The sequence below is a fragment of the bacterium genome (assembly GCA_016699045.1).
Classification (GTDB): Bacteria; Babelota; Babeliae; order Babelales; family RVW-14; genus AaIE-18.
Genome location: CP064957.1, coordinates 453027 through 469108 on the forward strand (window position 1 = coordinate 453027; position 16082 = coordinate 469108).

At 40.6% G+C, this 16082-nt stretch carries 17 protein-coding genes, 2 tRNA genes and 1 pseudogene; 12 read left to right on the forward strand and 8 right to left on the reverse strand.

Going from position 1 to position 16082, the window contains the following annotated elements:
* Window positions 1–166: 166 nt before the first annotated feature.
* Window positions 167–753, reverse strand: a pseudogene (locus tag IPF37_02000) (HD domain-containing protein).
* 268 nt (window positions 754–1021) lie between these two features.
* On the opposite strand from IPF37_02000, the gene IPF37_02005 reads away from it, so the two are divergent.
* From IPF37_02005 to IPF37_02045, 9 genes are all read left to right on the forward strand, one after another.
* A complete protein-coding gene (locus tag IPF37_02005) occupies window positions 1022–1693 on the forward strand; it encodes an ankyrin repeat domain-containing protein (GenBank protein QQR49596.1) in 672 nt (223 codons plus the stop codon).
* Window positions 1694–1706: 13 nt separating this feature from the next.
* On the forward strand, window positions 1707–2372 hold the full coding sequence (locus IPF37_02010; GenBank protein ID QQR49597.1) for an N-acetylmuramoyl-L-alanine amidase: 666 nt from the start codon (window positions 1707–1709) through the stop codon (window positions 2370–2372).
* A 107-nt stretch (window positions 2373–2479) separates the two neighbouring features.
* On the forward strand, window positions 2480–2986 hold the full coding sequence (locus IPF37_02015) for an NfeD family protein (protein QQR49598.1): 507 nt from the start codon (window positions 2480–2482) through the stop codon (window positions 2984–2986).
* A 21-nt stretch (window positions 2987–3007) separates the two neighbouring features.
* Window positions 3008–3994 (forward strand): SPFH/Band 7/PHB domain protein, encoded by a 987-nt coding sequence (locus IPF37_02020; protein QQR49599.1) that lies wholly within the window; start codon window positions 3008–3010, stop codon window positions 3992–3994.
* 25 nt (window positions 3995–4019) lie between these two features.
* Window positions 4020–4316 (forward strand): hypothetical protein, encoded by a 297-nt coding sequence (locus tag IPF37_02025; protein QQR49600.1) that lies wholly within the window; start codon window positions 4020–4022, stop codon window positions 4314–4316.
* 192 nt (window positions 4317–4508) lie between these two features.
* Complete coding sequence (locus IPF37_02030) at window positions 4509–5180, forward strand: hypothetical protein (GenBank protein ID QQR49601.1); 672 nt, start codon at window positions 4509–4511, stop codon at window positions 5178–5180.
* A complete protein-coding gene (locus tag IPF37_02035) occupies window positions 5162–5719 on the forward strand; it encodes a hypothetical protein (protein QQR49602.1) in 558 nt (185 codons plus the stop codon). The genes IPF37_02030 and IPF37_02035 overlap by 19 nt, the downstream gene beginning before the upstream one ends.
* Before the next feature lie 19 nt (window positions 5720–5738).
* On the forward strand, window positions 5739–6683 hold the full coding sequence (locus IPF37_02040) for a hypothetical protein (protein QQR49603.1): 945 nt from the start codon (window positions 5739–5741) through the stop codon (window positions 6681–6683).
* On the forward strand, window positions 6647–7147 hold the full coding sequence (locus IPF37_02045) for a hypothetical protein (GenBank protein QQR49604.1): 501 nt from the start codon (window positions 6647–6649) through the stop codon (window positions 7145–7147). The genes IPF37_02040 and IPF37_02045 overlap by 37 nt, the downstream gene beginning before the upstream one ends.
* Here IPF37_02045 and uvrC read toward each other — a convergent pair.
* Window positions 7144–8718, reverse strand: a complete 1575-nt coding sequence (gene uvrC / locus IPF37_02050) for an excinuclease ABC subunit C (protein QQR49605.1) — start codon at window positions 8716–8718, stop codon at window positions 7144–7146. The genes IPF37_02045 and uvrC overlap by 4 nt on opposite strands.
* Before the next feature lie 130 nt (window positions 8719–8848).
* Here uvrC and IPF37_02055 point away from each other — a divergent pair, with 130 nt between their 5' ends.
* Window positions 8849–10066, forward strand: a complete 1218-nt coding sequence (locus tag IPF37_02055) for a M23 family metallopeptidase (protein ID QQR49606.1) — start codon at window positions 8849–8851, stop codon at window positions 10064–10066.
* Window positions 10067–10117: 51 nt separating this feature from the next.
* Window positions 10118–10552, forward strand: coding sequence for an ankyrin repeat domain-containing protein (locus IPF37_02060; protein ID QQR49607.1), 435 nt, complete (start codon window positions 10118–10120; stop codon window positions 10550–10552).
* 60 nt (window positions 10553–10612) lie between these two features.
* Here IPF37_02060 and IPF37_02065 read toward each other — a convergent pair whose 3' ends face one another.
* From IPF37_02065 to miaB, 6 genes are all read right to left on the reverse strand, one after another.
* Window positions 10613–11854, reverse strand: a complete 1242-nt coding sequence (locus IPF37_02065) for a type II/IV secretion system protein (protein QQR49608.1) — start codon at window positions 11852–11854, stop codon at window positions 10613–10615.
* Window positions 11855–11878: 24 nt separating this feature from the next.
* Window positions 11879–12268 carry an FUN14 domain-containing protein gene (locus IPF37_02070; protein QQR49609.1) on the reverse strand — a complete coding sequence of 130 codons (390 nt, stop codon included), beginning with the start codon at window positions 12266–12268 and terminating at the stop codon, window positions 11879–11881.
* A 254-nt stretch (window positions 12269–12522) separates the two neighbouring features.
* Window positions 12523–12801, reverse strand: coding sequence for an HU family DNA-binding protein (locus tag IPF37_02075; protein ID QQR49610.1), 279 nt, complete (start codon window positions 12799–12801; stop codon window positions 12523–12525).
* A 310-nt stretch (window positions 12802–13111) separates the two neighbouring features.
* Window positions 13112–13199: transfer RNA gene (locus tag IPF37_02080), tRNA-Leu, on the reverse strand.
* Window positions 13200–13207: 8 nt separating this feature from the next.
* A tRNA-Cys gene (locus IPF37_02085) sits at window positions 13208–13281 on the reverse strand.
* 51 nt (window positions 13282–13332) lie between these two features.
* Window positions 13333–14739, reverse strand: a complete 1407-nt coding sequence (gene miaB / locus IPF37_02090) for a tRNA (N6-isopentenyl adenosine(37)-C2)-methylthiotransferase MiaB (protein QQR49611.1) — start codon at window positions 14737–14739, stop codon at window positions 13333–13335.
* Between the two features lie 163 nt (window positions 14740–14902).
* Here miaB and ychF point away from each other — a divergent pair, with 163 nt between their 5' ends.
* A complete protein-coding gene (ychF, locus tag IPF37_02095) occupies window positions 14903–16027 on the forward strand; it encodes a redox-regulated ATPase YchF (protein QQR49612.1) in 1125 nt (374 codons plus the stop codon).
* Window positions 16028–16082 lie beyond the last annotated feature (55 nt).

A 16082-nucleotide genomic window follows, 5' to 3' on the forward strand; every position in this document is an offset into this window, starting at 1 on the left:
TCTCCTCGTTGGATAAAAACCGAAAAATGTGAATAAAAAACATGCGCATAATGTAGCAAAACAATAATGGCCTGCAAATAAAAACTATCAACATTTTTTTTCAAATTGTGTACATCACGCATTATTTTTTGCAATATTTTTTGTTTTGATGCTAAAAAATGCTTTGTTATTGCCTGTTGTAAGCATTGTATGCAAGATGATCAACCAACATCTGCCGATACTCTGCAAGCTCAGAAACAGAAGCTCCCACCGTTTTTGCGCTTTCTTCTAAACGACGTATCATCAATTTTTCTTTAAACAATGGATCTTTTTCAAAAGCTTCAGCTTCTTGTTCAGTCATAGCCCCGCCTTGACGCTTTAATGTTTCCTGACTTGCGGGCGAAATCTGCTGTAAATAATCGGGTTGCCGAGAAACAAGATACCCGCTTGCACATGAGCTCCGACAAGTGCTGCAACAAGATCTGAAAATCCATGTTGTTTCAAAAAATCAGCGCCAATATCTTCATGATGCGCAACGCCATAGCCATCCATTTGCTCGCTATCTTTTGCAGCACACAAGTGGCCAATGTCGTGAAGCAAGGCAGCAATAACAATTTGGTCATCGCAGCCGGCCAACCTCGCTTGATACGCGCATTGAATGGCGTGTTCATACTGCGTAATTGCTTCGCCGATATAATCATAATCTTTACCTAACTCAATAATGCTCATGACTTTATCAACAACAGACTCTACCGATAGCAACTCATTTGGCATTGCTCGCAAAGATACAGAAAACACACAGAACACTAATAAACTCATAATTTTTGAAAATAAACGATTCATGACAATAATCTCCTTTCATAACTTTTTTAGACAACATTAACCAGCCAAAGCCTAGCACGAAAAAATGAAAGTCTAAAAAATTCTACACTTTCCTAAAATCACGCTCATGATTGTTTTTCTCGACATCACGCAACCCATCGGCTATAAAAATAAACATAGTATTTTTGAATGGTCTACGCATCACAACCGGAGAATTTTAATGAAGAAAATAAGCTTATTGTTGTGCGCACTCTCGCTCATACTTTCGTCAGCACACAGCGTTACCACGCGATCGCAAGCAAGAAAAATAAGAGCCGTTTTTTTAAACTATGGCATTAAGTTATGCCAAGAAAATGAAACAAAAGAAGTCATAAACTTACTTGAAACAAATACGCCAACACCAAGCGAGCTCAGCACATTTATGGCCGCATGCACTCAGCAAGGAAACGTACAGTGCTTGAGCGTCCTTCTCGCTCAACCTGAAGTATCGCATGCCCTTAAAATTGATGGAGAACCATTGCTCAACGCACTTTATTGGTGGAATCATAATAAAAATAACTGTGCATGCGTTAAACTTTTATTGCAATCCGGTGCAAACGCCAACCCTGCCACTGCATACAAAAATACCGCTCTTCATCTTGCCAGCAAAAGAGGTTGCCTTAAGTGCATTGAAAGACTCATCAAATCTGGCGCTGATATATTTGCAGAAAATTTTGAAAAAGAAACTCCCATAGAAATTTTTTACAACAATTACAAAGAATTTTTTAATGAAGGCACGATCGACCCGATTAATTTATTTATTAGTATGGTACCTAAATCTCACGATGAAGACACGTCAGAAGATGAAGACACCTCGGAATTTGTTAACATAGTCACCGAATCTCACTCTTAATAATTCAGACACCATGATAAAACCAACCCACCAAGCCCTTTTATTATTGTTCATATTGACACTGACCGTGCCGGCCAACCCGCGCACGGTCATCATGTTTGATCCAGCCGGGGACTCGCATGAGCTGGGCCGCAAACTTGCGCAAGGTTATGAGCGCGGCGCAACGCTCACGCTGGCCGAAAAATTGCACCACGAGCTCTCGCAAGAACCAGGACTTTATCCGCTATTAAGCCGCCAACCAGGCGAGCAATGCCTCCCGCTACAGGCAGCATCTTTTGCCAACCGGCTTCAGACAAACCTGTTTGTGCGCTTGCATTGTTACCACGAGCTCACGGCAAAGCCGCGCATGTACATTTACTACAAGCTTCATAACCCTCTCACCGACCTTGCCCCCCGCCCGACCGTAAACGATCGTACGTTTACCCCCCTTTCCCAAGCCCATCTACCTAACCTGCGCCTCTCGATCAAGCGAGCTGAAAGCATAAAAGAGACACTATCAAGCACCGACTACCAACAACTTTTCGATTGTTATGGCCCCTCTGGTCGACCGCTTAAGGCATTAACCGGCATCCAGCCAAGCGCTCTGGTTATTGAAATTGGCCTGAGTGGATCAACCAAATTAGAAAGTCTAGTTCAACCCCTCAAAAATGCCATACTCAACGCCCTGCTCGTTGTATAAAATAAATACACCAAAGCATACGATTTCTCTGGCCATTTTGGACTCCTCATGTTATGATTTTCATAACATATTATCTGTTTTATTTGAGAACAAAAAAGAGTTCCATTATGATCTTTTTAGATTCACTCGTTGTTTTTTTCGAACAACTCCTTTACCCCCATTTTTCATCATTCACAACGCCTGAAGCCCTCATCAGCCTGGGGTGGTTTGTTCTTGGCATCTTTGTGCTCATTATTGAAATCAACATGCCGGGGCTTTTTTATTGCATCGCTTTGGCTTGTGGCTGTTTTACTGCGAGCGTGTTAGCACTGCTTGACTACAGCCTTTTTTCCCAGTGCCTTGTAGCGCTGGGCATTACAACACTCGCTTTTGCCAGCCTGCGCTCCTACTTTGGCGCACCAGCACAACCAACATTGCCCACCAACAGCGAAGCATTAATCAATAAACATGGAATTGTTGTAAAAACCATTGAGACCCATACCGCAGGCCGTGTAAAAATTAACGGTGAAGAATGGCCAGCATTAAGCGCCAACCACACGATCATTTTACAAAAAGGAACCTCAGTTCGCATTATTGGCATCAAAGGCAATAAAGTTATTGTCAAAACAGATTAATTAGACATAAAGGAACCCACTATGATTTTTCTCATTTTTTTCGGCATTCTCTTTTTGTTCTTGGCTTTTTTGCTGATCAAAGCAACGTACGTTGTCAAACAAGCTGAAGTTGTAATCATCGAACGCTTTGGTAGTTTTCAACGTGTTTTAAAGCCAGGCCTCAATTTTGTTATGCCATTTGCAGACAAACCCCGCCAAGTATTGTGGACATTTATTCAAGAAGAAGCACGCAGCGGAAAAATGTATCGATTCTCTCGCTATATTGAACGTATTGATTTGCGCGAAAGCGTTTACGATTTTCCAAAACAAAACGTTATTACCAAAGACAACGTTACCATGGAAATTAACGCCCTGCTTTATTTCCAAATTACCGATCCAATAGCTGCAACGTACGAAATAGACAACTTGCCACAAGGTATTGAAAAACTCACCCAGACAACCTTACGTAACATTATAGGCTCATTGGATCTTGATGAATCGCTCACTTCACGCGATATGATCAACGAAAAACTTACGCTCATTCTTGATGAAGCAACCGATAAATGGGGCGTTAAAGTTAATCGCGTTGAGCTCCAAGAAGTCAACCCACCACGCGATATTAGAGATGCGATGGAAAAACAAATGCGAGCAGAACGTGATCGCCGTGCCCACATTTTAGAAGCTGAAGGTTTTAAAACAGCTGCGGTTCTGGAAGCTGAAGGTAAAAAGAGTGCGGCCATCTTAGAAGCTGAAGGCGTGCAAATGTCTCAAGTCATGCGCGCAAAAGGTGAGTCTGATGCTCGTCGCTTGCTGGCGCAAGGTGAAGCAGATGCTATAAAATTGGTGCGAGATGCAATTCCAAACCAAGACCCACTGCCATACATGACCGCCATCAATTACATCAAGGTATTACCAGAAATGATGAAAGATAAAAATGGCAAACTCATTGTAATTCCGTATGAAGCAAGTGCTGTTATGGGTTCATTAAGTGGCATTAAAACACTTTTTAAGGACCTTGATAAATCTTAATTAATAAAAAAAGGAGCTTACAAAGATGGTTAACCGCATTAAAATTCCTGTTATGTTTTTAGGCGGCTTACTGTTTTTTTGGTGGGCATTTTTATTATTTGCACGTAACAACACGGAAGATGCTCACCTTTATAGTAAAAACGCTTACTGCCAAAATACCAGTAAAATTTATGCTGATTTGGGCGAACTTGCGGAAAAAAGGCAAGACTTCCAGCAAGCAATTAGACACTATACAACAGCGCTGAATTTTCAGTCAGATCATGACATTACTAAAAAACTTAATGCATGTTACAAGTTTCTGAATACAACTCATGCTACTTAAAGAATAAACACGTTTTCTTATATTTATCGTAAAAAGGCACGGAACAAAATACCGTGCCTTTTTTGATTATAACCATAGAATCTAGACTATTTTTTATTCTAAAAAACATTATTTGCTTTTTTTTTAGTAACCATGCTACTGTACCTAAACAAGTAATTTTTTAAAATAATCTTTCATAATGCGAAGGAAAAAATGCTTAAAAAAATATTCGTAGCATTGGGAATCTTCGTAAATATTTATGCTCCTTCCAATTACGGAGCAGCACCTCTAACGGCACGTCCCAAGCCCACCCACGAAGAATTAATCAAAAAAATGGTTTTTCTTACCGCGTCAGAAATCAAAATTCCCTACCTGTTATTTCAAGAAATACACGAAAAAATAGTCTACCTTTGTGAAATGTTTTATCGGGCAAAAACATATCACAAGCAAGAAGAAGCAGCTTGTTTGTTAATGTTATTAGAAGCTTTTCATACAAACGCACCAAAGACAGCCTTTTCTGAAAATGTCATCATCGCGGCTACGCGTTATGGCCTTACCAAATCTTGCAAGCAATCACTCTTCTTCATTGGCGATGATAATACCATGTCGGACATGATTTATCACAGCATTCAACTGATACTTTACCAACAACAATCAGGCTATTTTTGGTATAACATGATCTCAGATCTTGAGTATTGTAAAGCTGTGCAAATCTCAGATATCGTCAATCAATACAATCAACCTAAAAAAGAATCACAAAAGAAAAAAAATATTCGAATCAAAAAAAATGCAAAAAAAAGAATTGTCCTAACTAAAAAAGCAAAAAACAAATTCTGCCACAGGTCTTCTGAAAAGCACATAAGATTATGGAAAAAAAAACAATAGCAGCTTTAAGCCTCATAAATATTTTTTATACAATAAGCGGATACGGAACAGCACGCGAACTTTTTCTGTACAGATCTAAAAGCGAATTATCTGCCGCTCAACAAAGCGTCATTATCATTGTTGCAACAAATACTCAAATTCCTTTTTTATATTTTAAAGAAATAGAAAAAAAAATTGATACCATATTTTCGCATCTCGCTCATATAAAAAAATTACAACCACGCGAAGAAGAACGCTTTTTTAATTTTTTCAAACACCTTCTTGCCGCTCGACCAGGCCAAGCTCTTACTCACGACATTATGGTATTTGCTCAAGAATTTGGTTTAACACAATCAATGCATAATGCTTTTTTTCTTATCAAAAATAATGGCATGATAACCGACATGGCACATCAATGCATTCAAGTAATTATTACCGAGCTCATTGAAGATTTTTATTGTCATTTCACTATTAATGAATTAGAAAAAATGAGAAAAATAAAAATTAAAAAAAATAAAAACCAATATGGTAAAAAAGAATCAATTTTTCAACACAATTAACAACAAGACAATGCAGATCGTGAAAAAAATAATATTCATGGGATTAATGACAACACTCTCATGCCGCATAAAAATTCATGGTGCAGCCAATTTACCATTGCAATTTATTACACTTGATACAGAAGATCCTTCGAGCAAAATAGTCAAAATCGTCTCATCAAAAACAAAAGTTCCTTACCTTTTTTTTGAAGAAATACATAAAAAAATAGTTGAGTTATGCACATTGCTCGGCGAAACAAAAAAATTAAGACTTGAAACTGAAACAACAATTTTATGTTATCTGTGCAATTTTTTACTTACTTATCCAAAAGAATATCAAAAGCAAGATACCAAGATAGGGCTCCTTCTTGACAAAATAACCAAGTTTGTAGCCGACAAACTCCCCCCATCACCAGACATACCTGATATTGAAAAAATCTTAATAGATTACACTTTATACTTTTTTGAAGATGATGAAAACATAAGATTGGCAGAAAATGTAGCCGAATGCATACAAATAATTTTATATAACGCCGGCAATAATTTTTATTGGTATAATCTAATTGAAACATTAGAATACAACAAAGAAATCGTTATTTATACGCCACAATCACCCTTCTCTTCGCTCAAACAAGGCAGCAGCCGTATAAGATCGACTTTTTCAAACAGCCCGGTCAGCAGCAGCGGCAATGAATCAGACGATAAAATCAAAAGGCATTCAAGTATGCCAACTACGCCAACGATAGAACATGGATTATCCCTCAAACAACACCATCTCGACAGAATAGACAGAAGCCCAGACTGCGATGGCGACTTCACGCACAACCCTCCTAAACATGGATACTCGTCGCCACTCACACGCATAAGCCCCGTAAAAAAAGTGGCTCCTTTAGAAATTCATCAGCCAAAAAGCAGCCAAAGCAATTCAACTAAAGTTACTATCATGGAATGCTTAATGGAAAAGAAATATCCCCAAGAACTCTAGACGAAGAAAAACCTAAACGTCCCTCTCCACCACTCAAAAAATCAAGCGTTATCAATCCCCGCGGCAGCCTAGATGAAGTTGTGCACAAAAAAGACACAAGCTCGCCTCCTCAAACAAATCCTTTGATAAAACGACTCTCTCTGCGCGAAGATGGACGCCCTTCTTCAGGAAGTCCTCACCGTCCAGGCACGCCATCGCAAAAATCTAGCGAAGAATACCCACCTCATGCACCAAGAAAAATGCTGGGCAATTTACGCATCAGCAAAGCACTTCAAAGAAACAAGACCGAGCTTCCATCGCAATTCAGCAGAAGCAAAGCCTCATCGCCCGCTGCTAACTCACCACACACGCCATCGCCACACAGCCAAAGCTCAACATCATCGCTGCTCACATCAGCATCTTACTCAAAGCCTTTTGAAAGCGACAAAGGAGAAGAGGATGAGCAAAGCCGACAATTTAGTTAAAAAATAGTTGCCAATGAACGATGATACGTAATGGCAAAATGATGAACGTAATCACGCAAACCTATCAGCAATTGGGCAGCATGCGTTTTTTGATCAAGCATTAACCCGTGGGGAAATCGTTTTGAAAAAACGGTTTCTTCGCGTTTTGCAAGGCTGACAAATTCGGTTTGAGGAAATAAGTGTTCTACGGCACTCAGTTGCCCCTTGCCGCCATCAATAACGATCAGGTCAGGTAGCTCGGCAACGTTGTGATAACGCCGCGACACAATTTCACGCAAGCAGGCATAATCATCTTGCCCGTGCACGGTTTTGATTTTAAAACGTCTAAAGTTATCTTTGTCGGGCTGCCCATCTTTAAATCGCACGCAGGCCCCAACCATAAACGTTCCTTGTTTGTGCGAAATATCAAAACAATCGATAGTACGCGGCTCGAGAGGCAGCTTAAGTAACCGCTTAAGCTCTTTACCCAAAGTTGCATGTTTTTTAAGCTCTTCTTCGACATGAATGAGCGCCATGCGCACAATACCCGCGTGATGATCTTGCGTTGGCTTGCTGATCGAAATATCACCCTCTCGCTCATGCCAGGTTTCTAAAAACTTTTCAAGCAATGTGCGCTCATGTTTGGGAATATCAATGTTCGTTAAAATAGTTGAAGCGGGCGGCATCATGCGATAGTAACTTAAAAAATATTCTATAACAATCTCAAGCTGCGCATCTTTTTCGCTAAAAAATGGTAAATAAAAAAGTCGTTTTTTTTGCAACACGCCATCACGCTCAACAAAGAAAAAAAGCACGAGATTATCAAGCGATAGTATCCAAACATGCTTAAGGCCAACTATTTCAACCCGAGTTGGTTTCACATCAAGCGTCATAAAAACACGCTCAAATGCCTGCTGATACCCGTGCAACTCACGCGCTTTTTCAAATTCACGGTTGGCACTATAATCTTTTATCTGTTTTTCAAGATAAGTAAAAAACTTTTTATGGCCTTGTACTAAGGCCTTTTTCGCTAACTCAAGCCGAGCTTTGTAAGCTTCTTGATCAAAATCTGCACGACACGAACCCGCACACATACCAAGATGGTAATACAAACAGCCATTCGCAATTTTTTTGCCACACAATTTTAAGCGAAATGTTTTCATCAAAAAATCAAAAACGCGACGCACGGGGCCCTTTTCAATAAATGGACCAAAATAAGTGCCCTTGGCTTTTTTTTGCCGTACCATAGAAAGCCGCGGCAAATCGCCCGATGAAATCATCAAATACAAAAAAGGCTGCCCCGTTTTGTACATGATATTGTGCTTTGGCTTGTGGCTCTGAATCAGCTTTGCTTCAAGCAGCATTGCCTCAAGCTCAGTATCGGTCGCCACAAAATCAAGCGCACAGCTGGATTCTACAATGGCATGCGCGCGAAAATCTGCATGAGCACTCACATAACTCCCCACACGCGAACGCAAATTTTTTGCTTTGCCAATGTAAACAATATCATCTAAGGCATCTTTAAAAAAATAGACGCCCGACGTTTGTGGTAGGCGTTTTATCTGGTCGAGCAATTGATTTTTTTCTTTCATTTCGAATCCTTGCAATAAAATCATTCTCTCTCTCTTCATTTTATGGTAATTTACAGAAAATAAAACCGTCGGTCGGGAAAGTAGAAAAAGAAATCAAAAAACACCTTTTTTCAATAAACAGAAAGACGCCATGTTCCACAAACTTAAAATTCCATTGCTCGTTATTTTTATTGGTGGTACCAGCTTTTGGTTCGGCAATAAAATGTATTTTTATTACACGCACGAAAGCGCACCTGTCGTCAGTTTGAGCGGCATTACTCAAGACGGAACGTATCAGGGTGTTGTTGCCTGTTCAATCTTTGCCAATAACGATTATAAAATTAGCTCTATCGCCCCATTTTTAGATGGCCAACCTTATAATTTGAATACCAATACCAACGTCCGCAGCCGTACTTTTACGCTACCATTTTCTCTCGATACAACACAATTGGCAGATGGTAAACACAGCTTTGAAATACAGGCACAAGATTCAAGCTATCACGCCAACAAAGCAAATCATCATTGGGATTTTTATGTGGACAACGTACCGCTTAAAGCTGACTTTTTACGTCCAAGTTATAAAGTTGAGCAAGGCAAGACGATGCACGTCAGCATTCAAGCAAATAAAATTTTAGCAAAAGCATCTCTCTCCTTTTTGGGTAAAACGTTCAACTGCTACCAAAGTTCACCAACCAACACAACATACGAATGCTTTATTGGCATCGATTGTGAAGAACATCCAGTGGAACAAATGCTGGTCGCCGACCTTGAAGATGCTGCACAAAACAGTATCAAACTGACCGCCAAGGCAGAAGTAGCCGCCTTCCCATTTCCACGCCAAAAGAACGGCTTTTCAGTCAACAGCAAAAAGCTTGAGCATGAAAAAGAAATCAGCATGAATACCAAAATTTTGGAAGAAGCGGTTGGCAAGTGGTCACAAGATTCTGCCAAGCAAAAAATGTGGAATAGCCCATTTGAAATGCCAACACAAATTCGTCGCATTTCCACGCCATTTGGCGAAGTGCGCGTAACGCCTGAACGCGGCCGCTACCTCCACAAAGGACTTGATTTGGTTAATGATCCCAAGAGCGTTGTGTGGGCAAGCCAAAACGGCAAAGTGATTATTAAAGAACGTTATTTGATGACCGGCAACACGATGGTTATCGACCATGGCCTTGGCGTCACCACGTTGTACGCACATCTTGAAGAATTTATGGGCGACCTTGAAGTCGGCGATTTTGTTAAAAAGGGCAATCCAATTGGCAAGATTGGTATGACTGGTTATGCCAGCGGCTACCATCTGCATTGGGAACTGCGCGTTAACAACACGCCGGTTGATCCAACTGAGTGGACACAAAATATTTATTAAGAGCGTATCACATTAAATAAACAACACGTTAACCGAAGAGGAAAATACATCATGCAAACAAAATTTTTAGGATCATTGTTCGTTGCCTTGGCTTTTGCTACCACCGCAACACTAGCAGCCAATCCGCTACATGAAGCAGCTAAAAATGGCGACAAGGCGAGTATAAGAAGATTTTTGGCAGACACAAATTGCAATATTGAAGATCGAGATGATTTCGGCAGGACGCCACTTATTTTGGCTGCTGAGTATGGCCATTTGAATTGTATCAAAATACTTACATCTTGTGGTGCTGATATTAAAAAAAATGGCACAACAGCTCTGCATGCAGCTGCTAAAAATGGCCATACTAGCTGCGTAGATTATTTGAAAGCTAAAATTACAGCTGATTGTGCAGCAAAAAATCCATATGGCAACACACCACAAGAGCTAGATGGAGAGTATCTTTTTGGTTATGAAAGCTATCTTTTTGACGATGAAGCATTTTAAACTTCTGAAATCAACAAATAAATCTAAAAATTACAAGGGCTGCAGAAATGCGGCCCTTTTTTATTCGTTAACCACACTTAAAAGTTCTTCAAGACTGATAATGCCAGCAGCAACTTTAAGCAGGCCATCATGCAAAAGCGAAGGCATGTTATCACGCAAGCCTTGATGCCGAATAAGATCGGCAGAAGCTTTTTTGAGAACCAGGTCGCGAATGCTGTCATTTAATAAAATTAACTCAAAAATACCCGATCGACCTTTGTGCCCAACATTAAAACATTGTTTGCAACCAACAGCTTTAAAGCGGGTATTAACGTCGATATTATACGCTTCCATAATTTTTTTCTCATCATCAGAAAGCGGCACTTCTTCTTTGCAGGCTCTGCATAAACTGCGCACTAAGCGCTGAGAAAGAACGCCGGTCAAGGTCGCATTAATTAAAAATGGCTCAACCTGCATATCCAACAACCGCGTTACCGCACCGGCCGCATCGTTGGTGTGCAACGTGCTCAGTACCAAATGGCCCGTTAACGCAGACTGCACCGCAATTTGCACGGTTTGTTTGTCGCGAATTTCGCCGATCATGATAACATCCGGATCTTGGCGCAACATCGAGCGCAAGCCATTTTCAAAATCAAAACCGGTCTTACTATTAACTTGGCTTTGCGTAATGCCAGGCAAATCGTATTCAACAGGATCTTCCATGGTAACAATATTACGCTCAGTGCTATTTAAACGCGACAGCAGGGCGTAGAGCGTTGTTGTCTTGCCCGAGCCAGTTGGGCCCGTCACTAAAAAAAAACCTTGTGGATGGTCAACTATGGCCGCCAGCGCTTTAAAAATATCAGGACGCATGCCCAAAGATTCAAGGGCTAGAATATTTGTCGTGCGATCAAGAATTCGCACAACAATTTTTTCTCCATAAATTGATGGAAAGGTGGCAACGCGCAAATCAATTGGTTGAGCATCTGGCTGGTCGAGTATAACTTTAAATTTGCCATCCTGCGGCACACGCTTTTCTGCAATATCAAGAGCAGCCAAGATTTTAACGCGTGAAAGAACTTGCGGCATAAGCTCGTGATCAAACGTTTCGTGATCGTGCAAAAAACCATCAACACGCAAACGAACACGCAAAACACTATTGTCCGGCTGCAAATGAACATCAGAAGCACCCATGGCAATAGCCTTACACAACAAGGTATCAACACTATCAACAACGTGATCGCTCACGATGCCTTGCTTGAGCTTTTGTTCGGCATCAAGCAAAACGTAAGCTCCGTGTTCTTCTCGTTCATTCCCAACCATGCCCCACCCTTTTAATCTTTATCTTTAGCTAATTTTATAGCCAATCAAAAATCCTACGCTACCAGAAACGAAAAGAATGATGTTAGCCTTGATCCATGCAAAAATTATTGATGAGATAGTCGTAAGATCGGCGGTTGGTTCAAGACCGACAAGCGCATTAACACCCGCCCAATCAATGGTGATTAATGCATTGTGCTCCAAAACTTTGATGATTATGAACGCCATGAACAGCGATCCAAAAAGAAACTTAAAGTATTTCTTAAACAAAAATCCTACCGCAAAGGCCCCACCAAAAAATACCGCCGCTTGCAAAGCCTCTGCAGACGAACCCGCCATATTTTCTGACCATTGCTTAAAATCAAACGTTTGCCAATAAGTTCTGATTGTTTCGGTATAATAAGATAACGTATCCATGATTGCCATTGCTCAGCCTCCTGCAAAAAAATTACAAAATCAGACCATTTAAAAAATAGTACCCATACTTACATCATTTCAAATTTATATTAGCAAATAATAATATACTAATACTAGCAAACCTAAACAAAATAAAAAAAGGCCCATACGTACAACTAATTATTTAGATCTTTTTTCGCCAGAATTTGACAAAAAAAAGGGCAGGAATGAAAAACATCCCTGCCAAAACTATTATAAATAGTCGAGAAGGCTTATCAGCCACCTTTAACTATGTCTTTAAGTTTTTTACCTGCTTTAAATTTAGGCACTTTTTTGCCAGCAATTTTCATTTTCTTACCAGTTGCAGGGTTAATACCGGTACGTTCTTTTCTTTTAAGAACTGAGAATGTACCAAAACCTGTGATAACAACTGATTTGCTTTTCTTAAGAGTTGATTCAATACCTCTCAATATTGATTCAAGTGCATCTTTGCATGTCGTCTTGGCAAGCTTAGTGTCTTTTGACATAAATTCAATTAATTCAGCTTTATTCATGAATAAAACTCCTTATTTAAAATCTAGATTACATCCAATAAAAATACTTGTGGCAGTCAACACACAATAAACACACGCTCATCAGAATTGTTCATCCCACAATTTTTGTCAAGCTTATGCAAAACAAAAAAAAGAGCACGCGACATCGCACGTTTTCTGCACTTCACGCAAATAGTTTAACCCTTCAACAAGCTCCGGGCATACGGGGATTCAAATTTATCTGTAAAAACTGACCGGACAAGCAAAGCAGAGAAACTTATATTTTAAGTTTTACCACAGGCTAACTTGCCAGGCATTTTTCACAAATGATTGGTGCCGAGGGCCGGAATCGAACCGGCACGAGTAAAAAACTCGAGGGATTTTAAGTCCCTTGCGTCTACCAGTTCCGCCACCCCGGCACACATATTGGAGGCGGCACCCGGAATTGAACCGGGGATCGCGGTTTTGCAGACCACTGCCTTACCACTTGGCTATGCCGCCAAAAAATTTCAAATTTCATAATAATAAGCGATAATACACAGTTTTGAAACTTTATACAAGCGTTCCAAACATATTTGCTACACCAGCCTCATTAATCTTTACATTAACGAAGGAACTAATGAGCGCATCATCGCCATCAAACAGAACTCGAACATTTCCTTCTGTTCTTGCTAAAAGTTTACCATTTGGGAGGCGTTTTTCAACTAAAGATTTCATTATTTTGCCAATATGTGCATCATTTTTTTCTCGAGAGATAATCCGCTGCCGTTCTTGCAGAGCTTCCAAGCGCTGCGTTTTAACTTCTGCGAGCGTAGAATCAACCAATTTGGCGGCTGGCGTATAGTTGCGCGGCGAGTAAATAAATGAGTAAACCAAGTCGTAGCGCACCTTTTCAAGCAGCGCCATCGTTTGCTGATAATCTTCTTCTGTCTCGCCTGGGTACCCAACGATCAAATCGGTCGAAATCGTAGCATCTGGCAAGCGGCTACGCAGCCAATCGATCTGTTCAAGATACAACTCAATCGTATGATTGCGACCCATTTCAAACAACATGCGCGTAGAACCAGACTGAACCGGAAAATGAACATAGGGCGGAATTTTATCACGATGCTGAGCGATCACATCAAACAACTCGATGGTCATATCTTGTGGATGCGGACTAACCCAACGAATCCAAAATTCTCCATCAATTGCCGCCACACGACGTAACAGCTCAGAAAAATCAGCCCCAGTTTGCGGATCACGATAAGAATTAACATTTTGTCCAATCAGCGTTATTTCTTTAATTTCGCAAGCAACATCGTGCTTCACACGCTCAATAATTTCAGTCATATCATAGCTCACTTCACGACCACGCGTAAACGGCACAATGCAATATTTACAAAACTTGTTGCAGCCGGTCATGATATTGATAAACGATGCGGCCATCTCTTTTTCTGTCTTAAATGGCTTAACATCAGCAGATGGTTTTTTAAAAAATGGCATCGATTTGGCAAAAAGACCCTTGCTTTGCACATACTGCTTCACGTTGCGGTCTTGCCCTCCCGATTTAACAATGGCCGTAGGATCTTCGCGACGCATTTGTTTCTTGGTTTCAAGCTTAACGACCATGTCAGTCAAATACGCCAGGAACGTTTTCATCTCTTCCCGCGCACCATAAACAAAGTTAACTTGATCAAACCGCTTATAAATTTCGTCTTTTTTATAACTTGCAACGCAACCAATAACGCCAATATTAACGTACGGCTTTTGTTTCTTAATTTCGCTCAAGCGACCCAAATATGAAAACAGCTTCTGCTCGGCCTTGTCCCGCACGGCGCAGGTATTTACAATCAGCAGATCAGCCTCTTCTTCGGTTGCCACGTCATCACAGCCCAATGATTTCAAAAATTTCGCTATTTCTTCAGAATCGGCAACGTTGGCCTGACATCCGTAAGTTTTAAAAAAAAAGGTAATCATAAGTTCCCCACGCACACACCAGATGGTACTAAATTCTTTCGAATATTATATCACTTTTTTCAATTCTTACCTACCAATCAAACTAACGGCCTTGGCAGCTGCCCAAAAAAACTATAGAATGTAGAGTATATTTGCATATTATTTCACTAAACGAAAGGTTCTGATGGGCATTCAAGCTGGACTTGTAGGTTTGCCAAATGTCGGTAAATCAACACTCTTTAACGCTTTAACCAAATCAAGTATCCCAGCCGCAAATTATCCTTTTTGCACGGTTGATCCGCACGTTGCCATAACGTACGTGCCCGACGAACGCTTGGACAATTTGGCAAAGATATTTAAATCTGAAAAAAAACTTCCGACCATGGTTAAGTTTGTGGACATCGCAGGCTTAGTAAAAGGCGCGGCAGAAGGCGAAGGCCTGGGCAACCAGTTCCTTGGTACCATCATGGAAGTCGATTTGGTTTTGCACGTACTCCGCTGCTTTGACGATGGCGACATTACCCATGTTCAGGGAACCGTCAATCCCATTAACGATTTTGAAATAATCTGCGCTGAACTCATGCTCAAAGACCTTGAGTCCCTGGCAAAACGCGAAGAGCGGCTGCATGGGCTTATGAAAAAGAAGCTGGCAGCAAGCCCACAACAAGTTAAAGAATGGGAAGCTGAAAAAGAATACATTCCGCTTCTCAAAGACGCACTTAACAAGTTTGACTTGGCAAAAGTGCAAGAACTTTTCCGCAAAGCAAAAGCAGAAAAAATCCCACTGCAACCATTGCTTTCTGGCAAAAATTATATGCTCATCGCTAACTTATCAGAAGATGATTATGCGGGCACTAACTACGAAAACAACCGACACTACCAAGCATTGGTAGCAAAGTTTGGCAAAGAAAACGTTATTCCTGTGTCTGCTAAAATTGAATCTGAATTGGCTCAAATGGACGATGCCGACGCACAAGAAATGATGCACGACCTGGGCATTGTACAAAAAGGCTTGGATAATATTATCGCACGCGCTTACCAAGAACTTGGTTTGATAACCTTCTTTACTTGTGGCCCCAAAGAGGCTCATGCGTGGAGCTTGCATAAAAATACCAAGGTGCCTCAAGCAGCTGGTGAAATTCACTCAGACCTTGAACGCGGCTTTATTTGCGCTGAAGTGTACAACTATCGCGACATCTTGCAAGCTGGTAGCGAACAAAAACTTAAAGAAACCGGCAAAATGCGCACCGAAGGCAAAGAATATATTGTCCAAGATGGCGATCTGTTAAATATCCGGTTTAACGTTTAAAAAAATAGTTATAAAAAAAGAGCGGCTTGGAAGAAAATTCCAAGCCGCTCTTTTT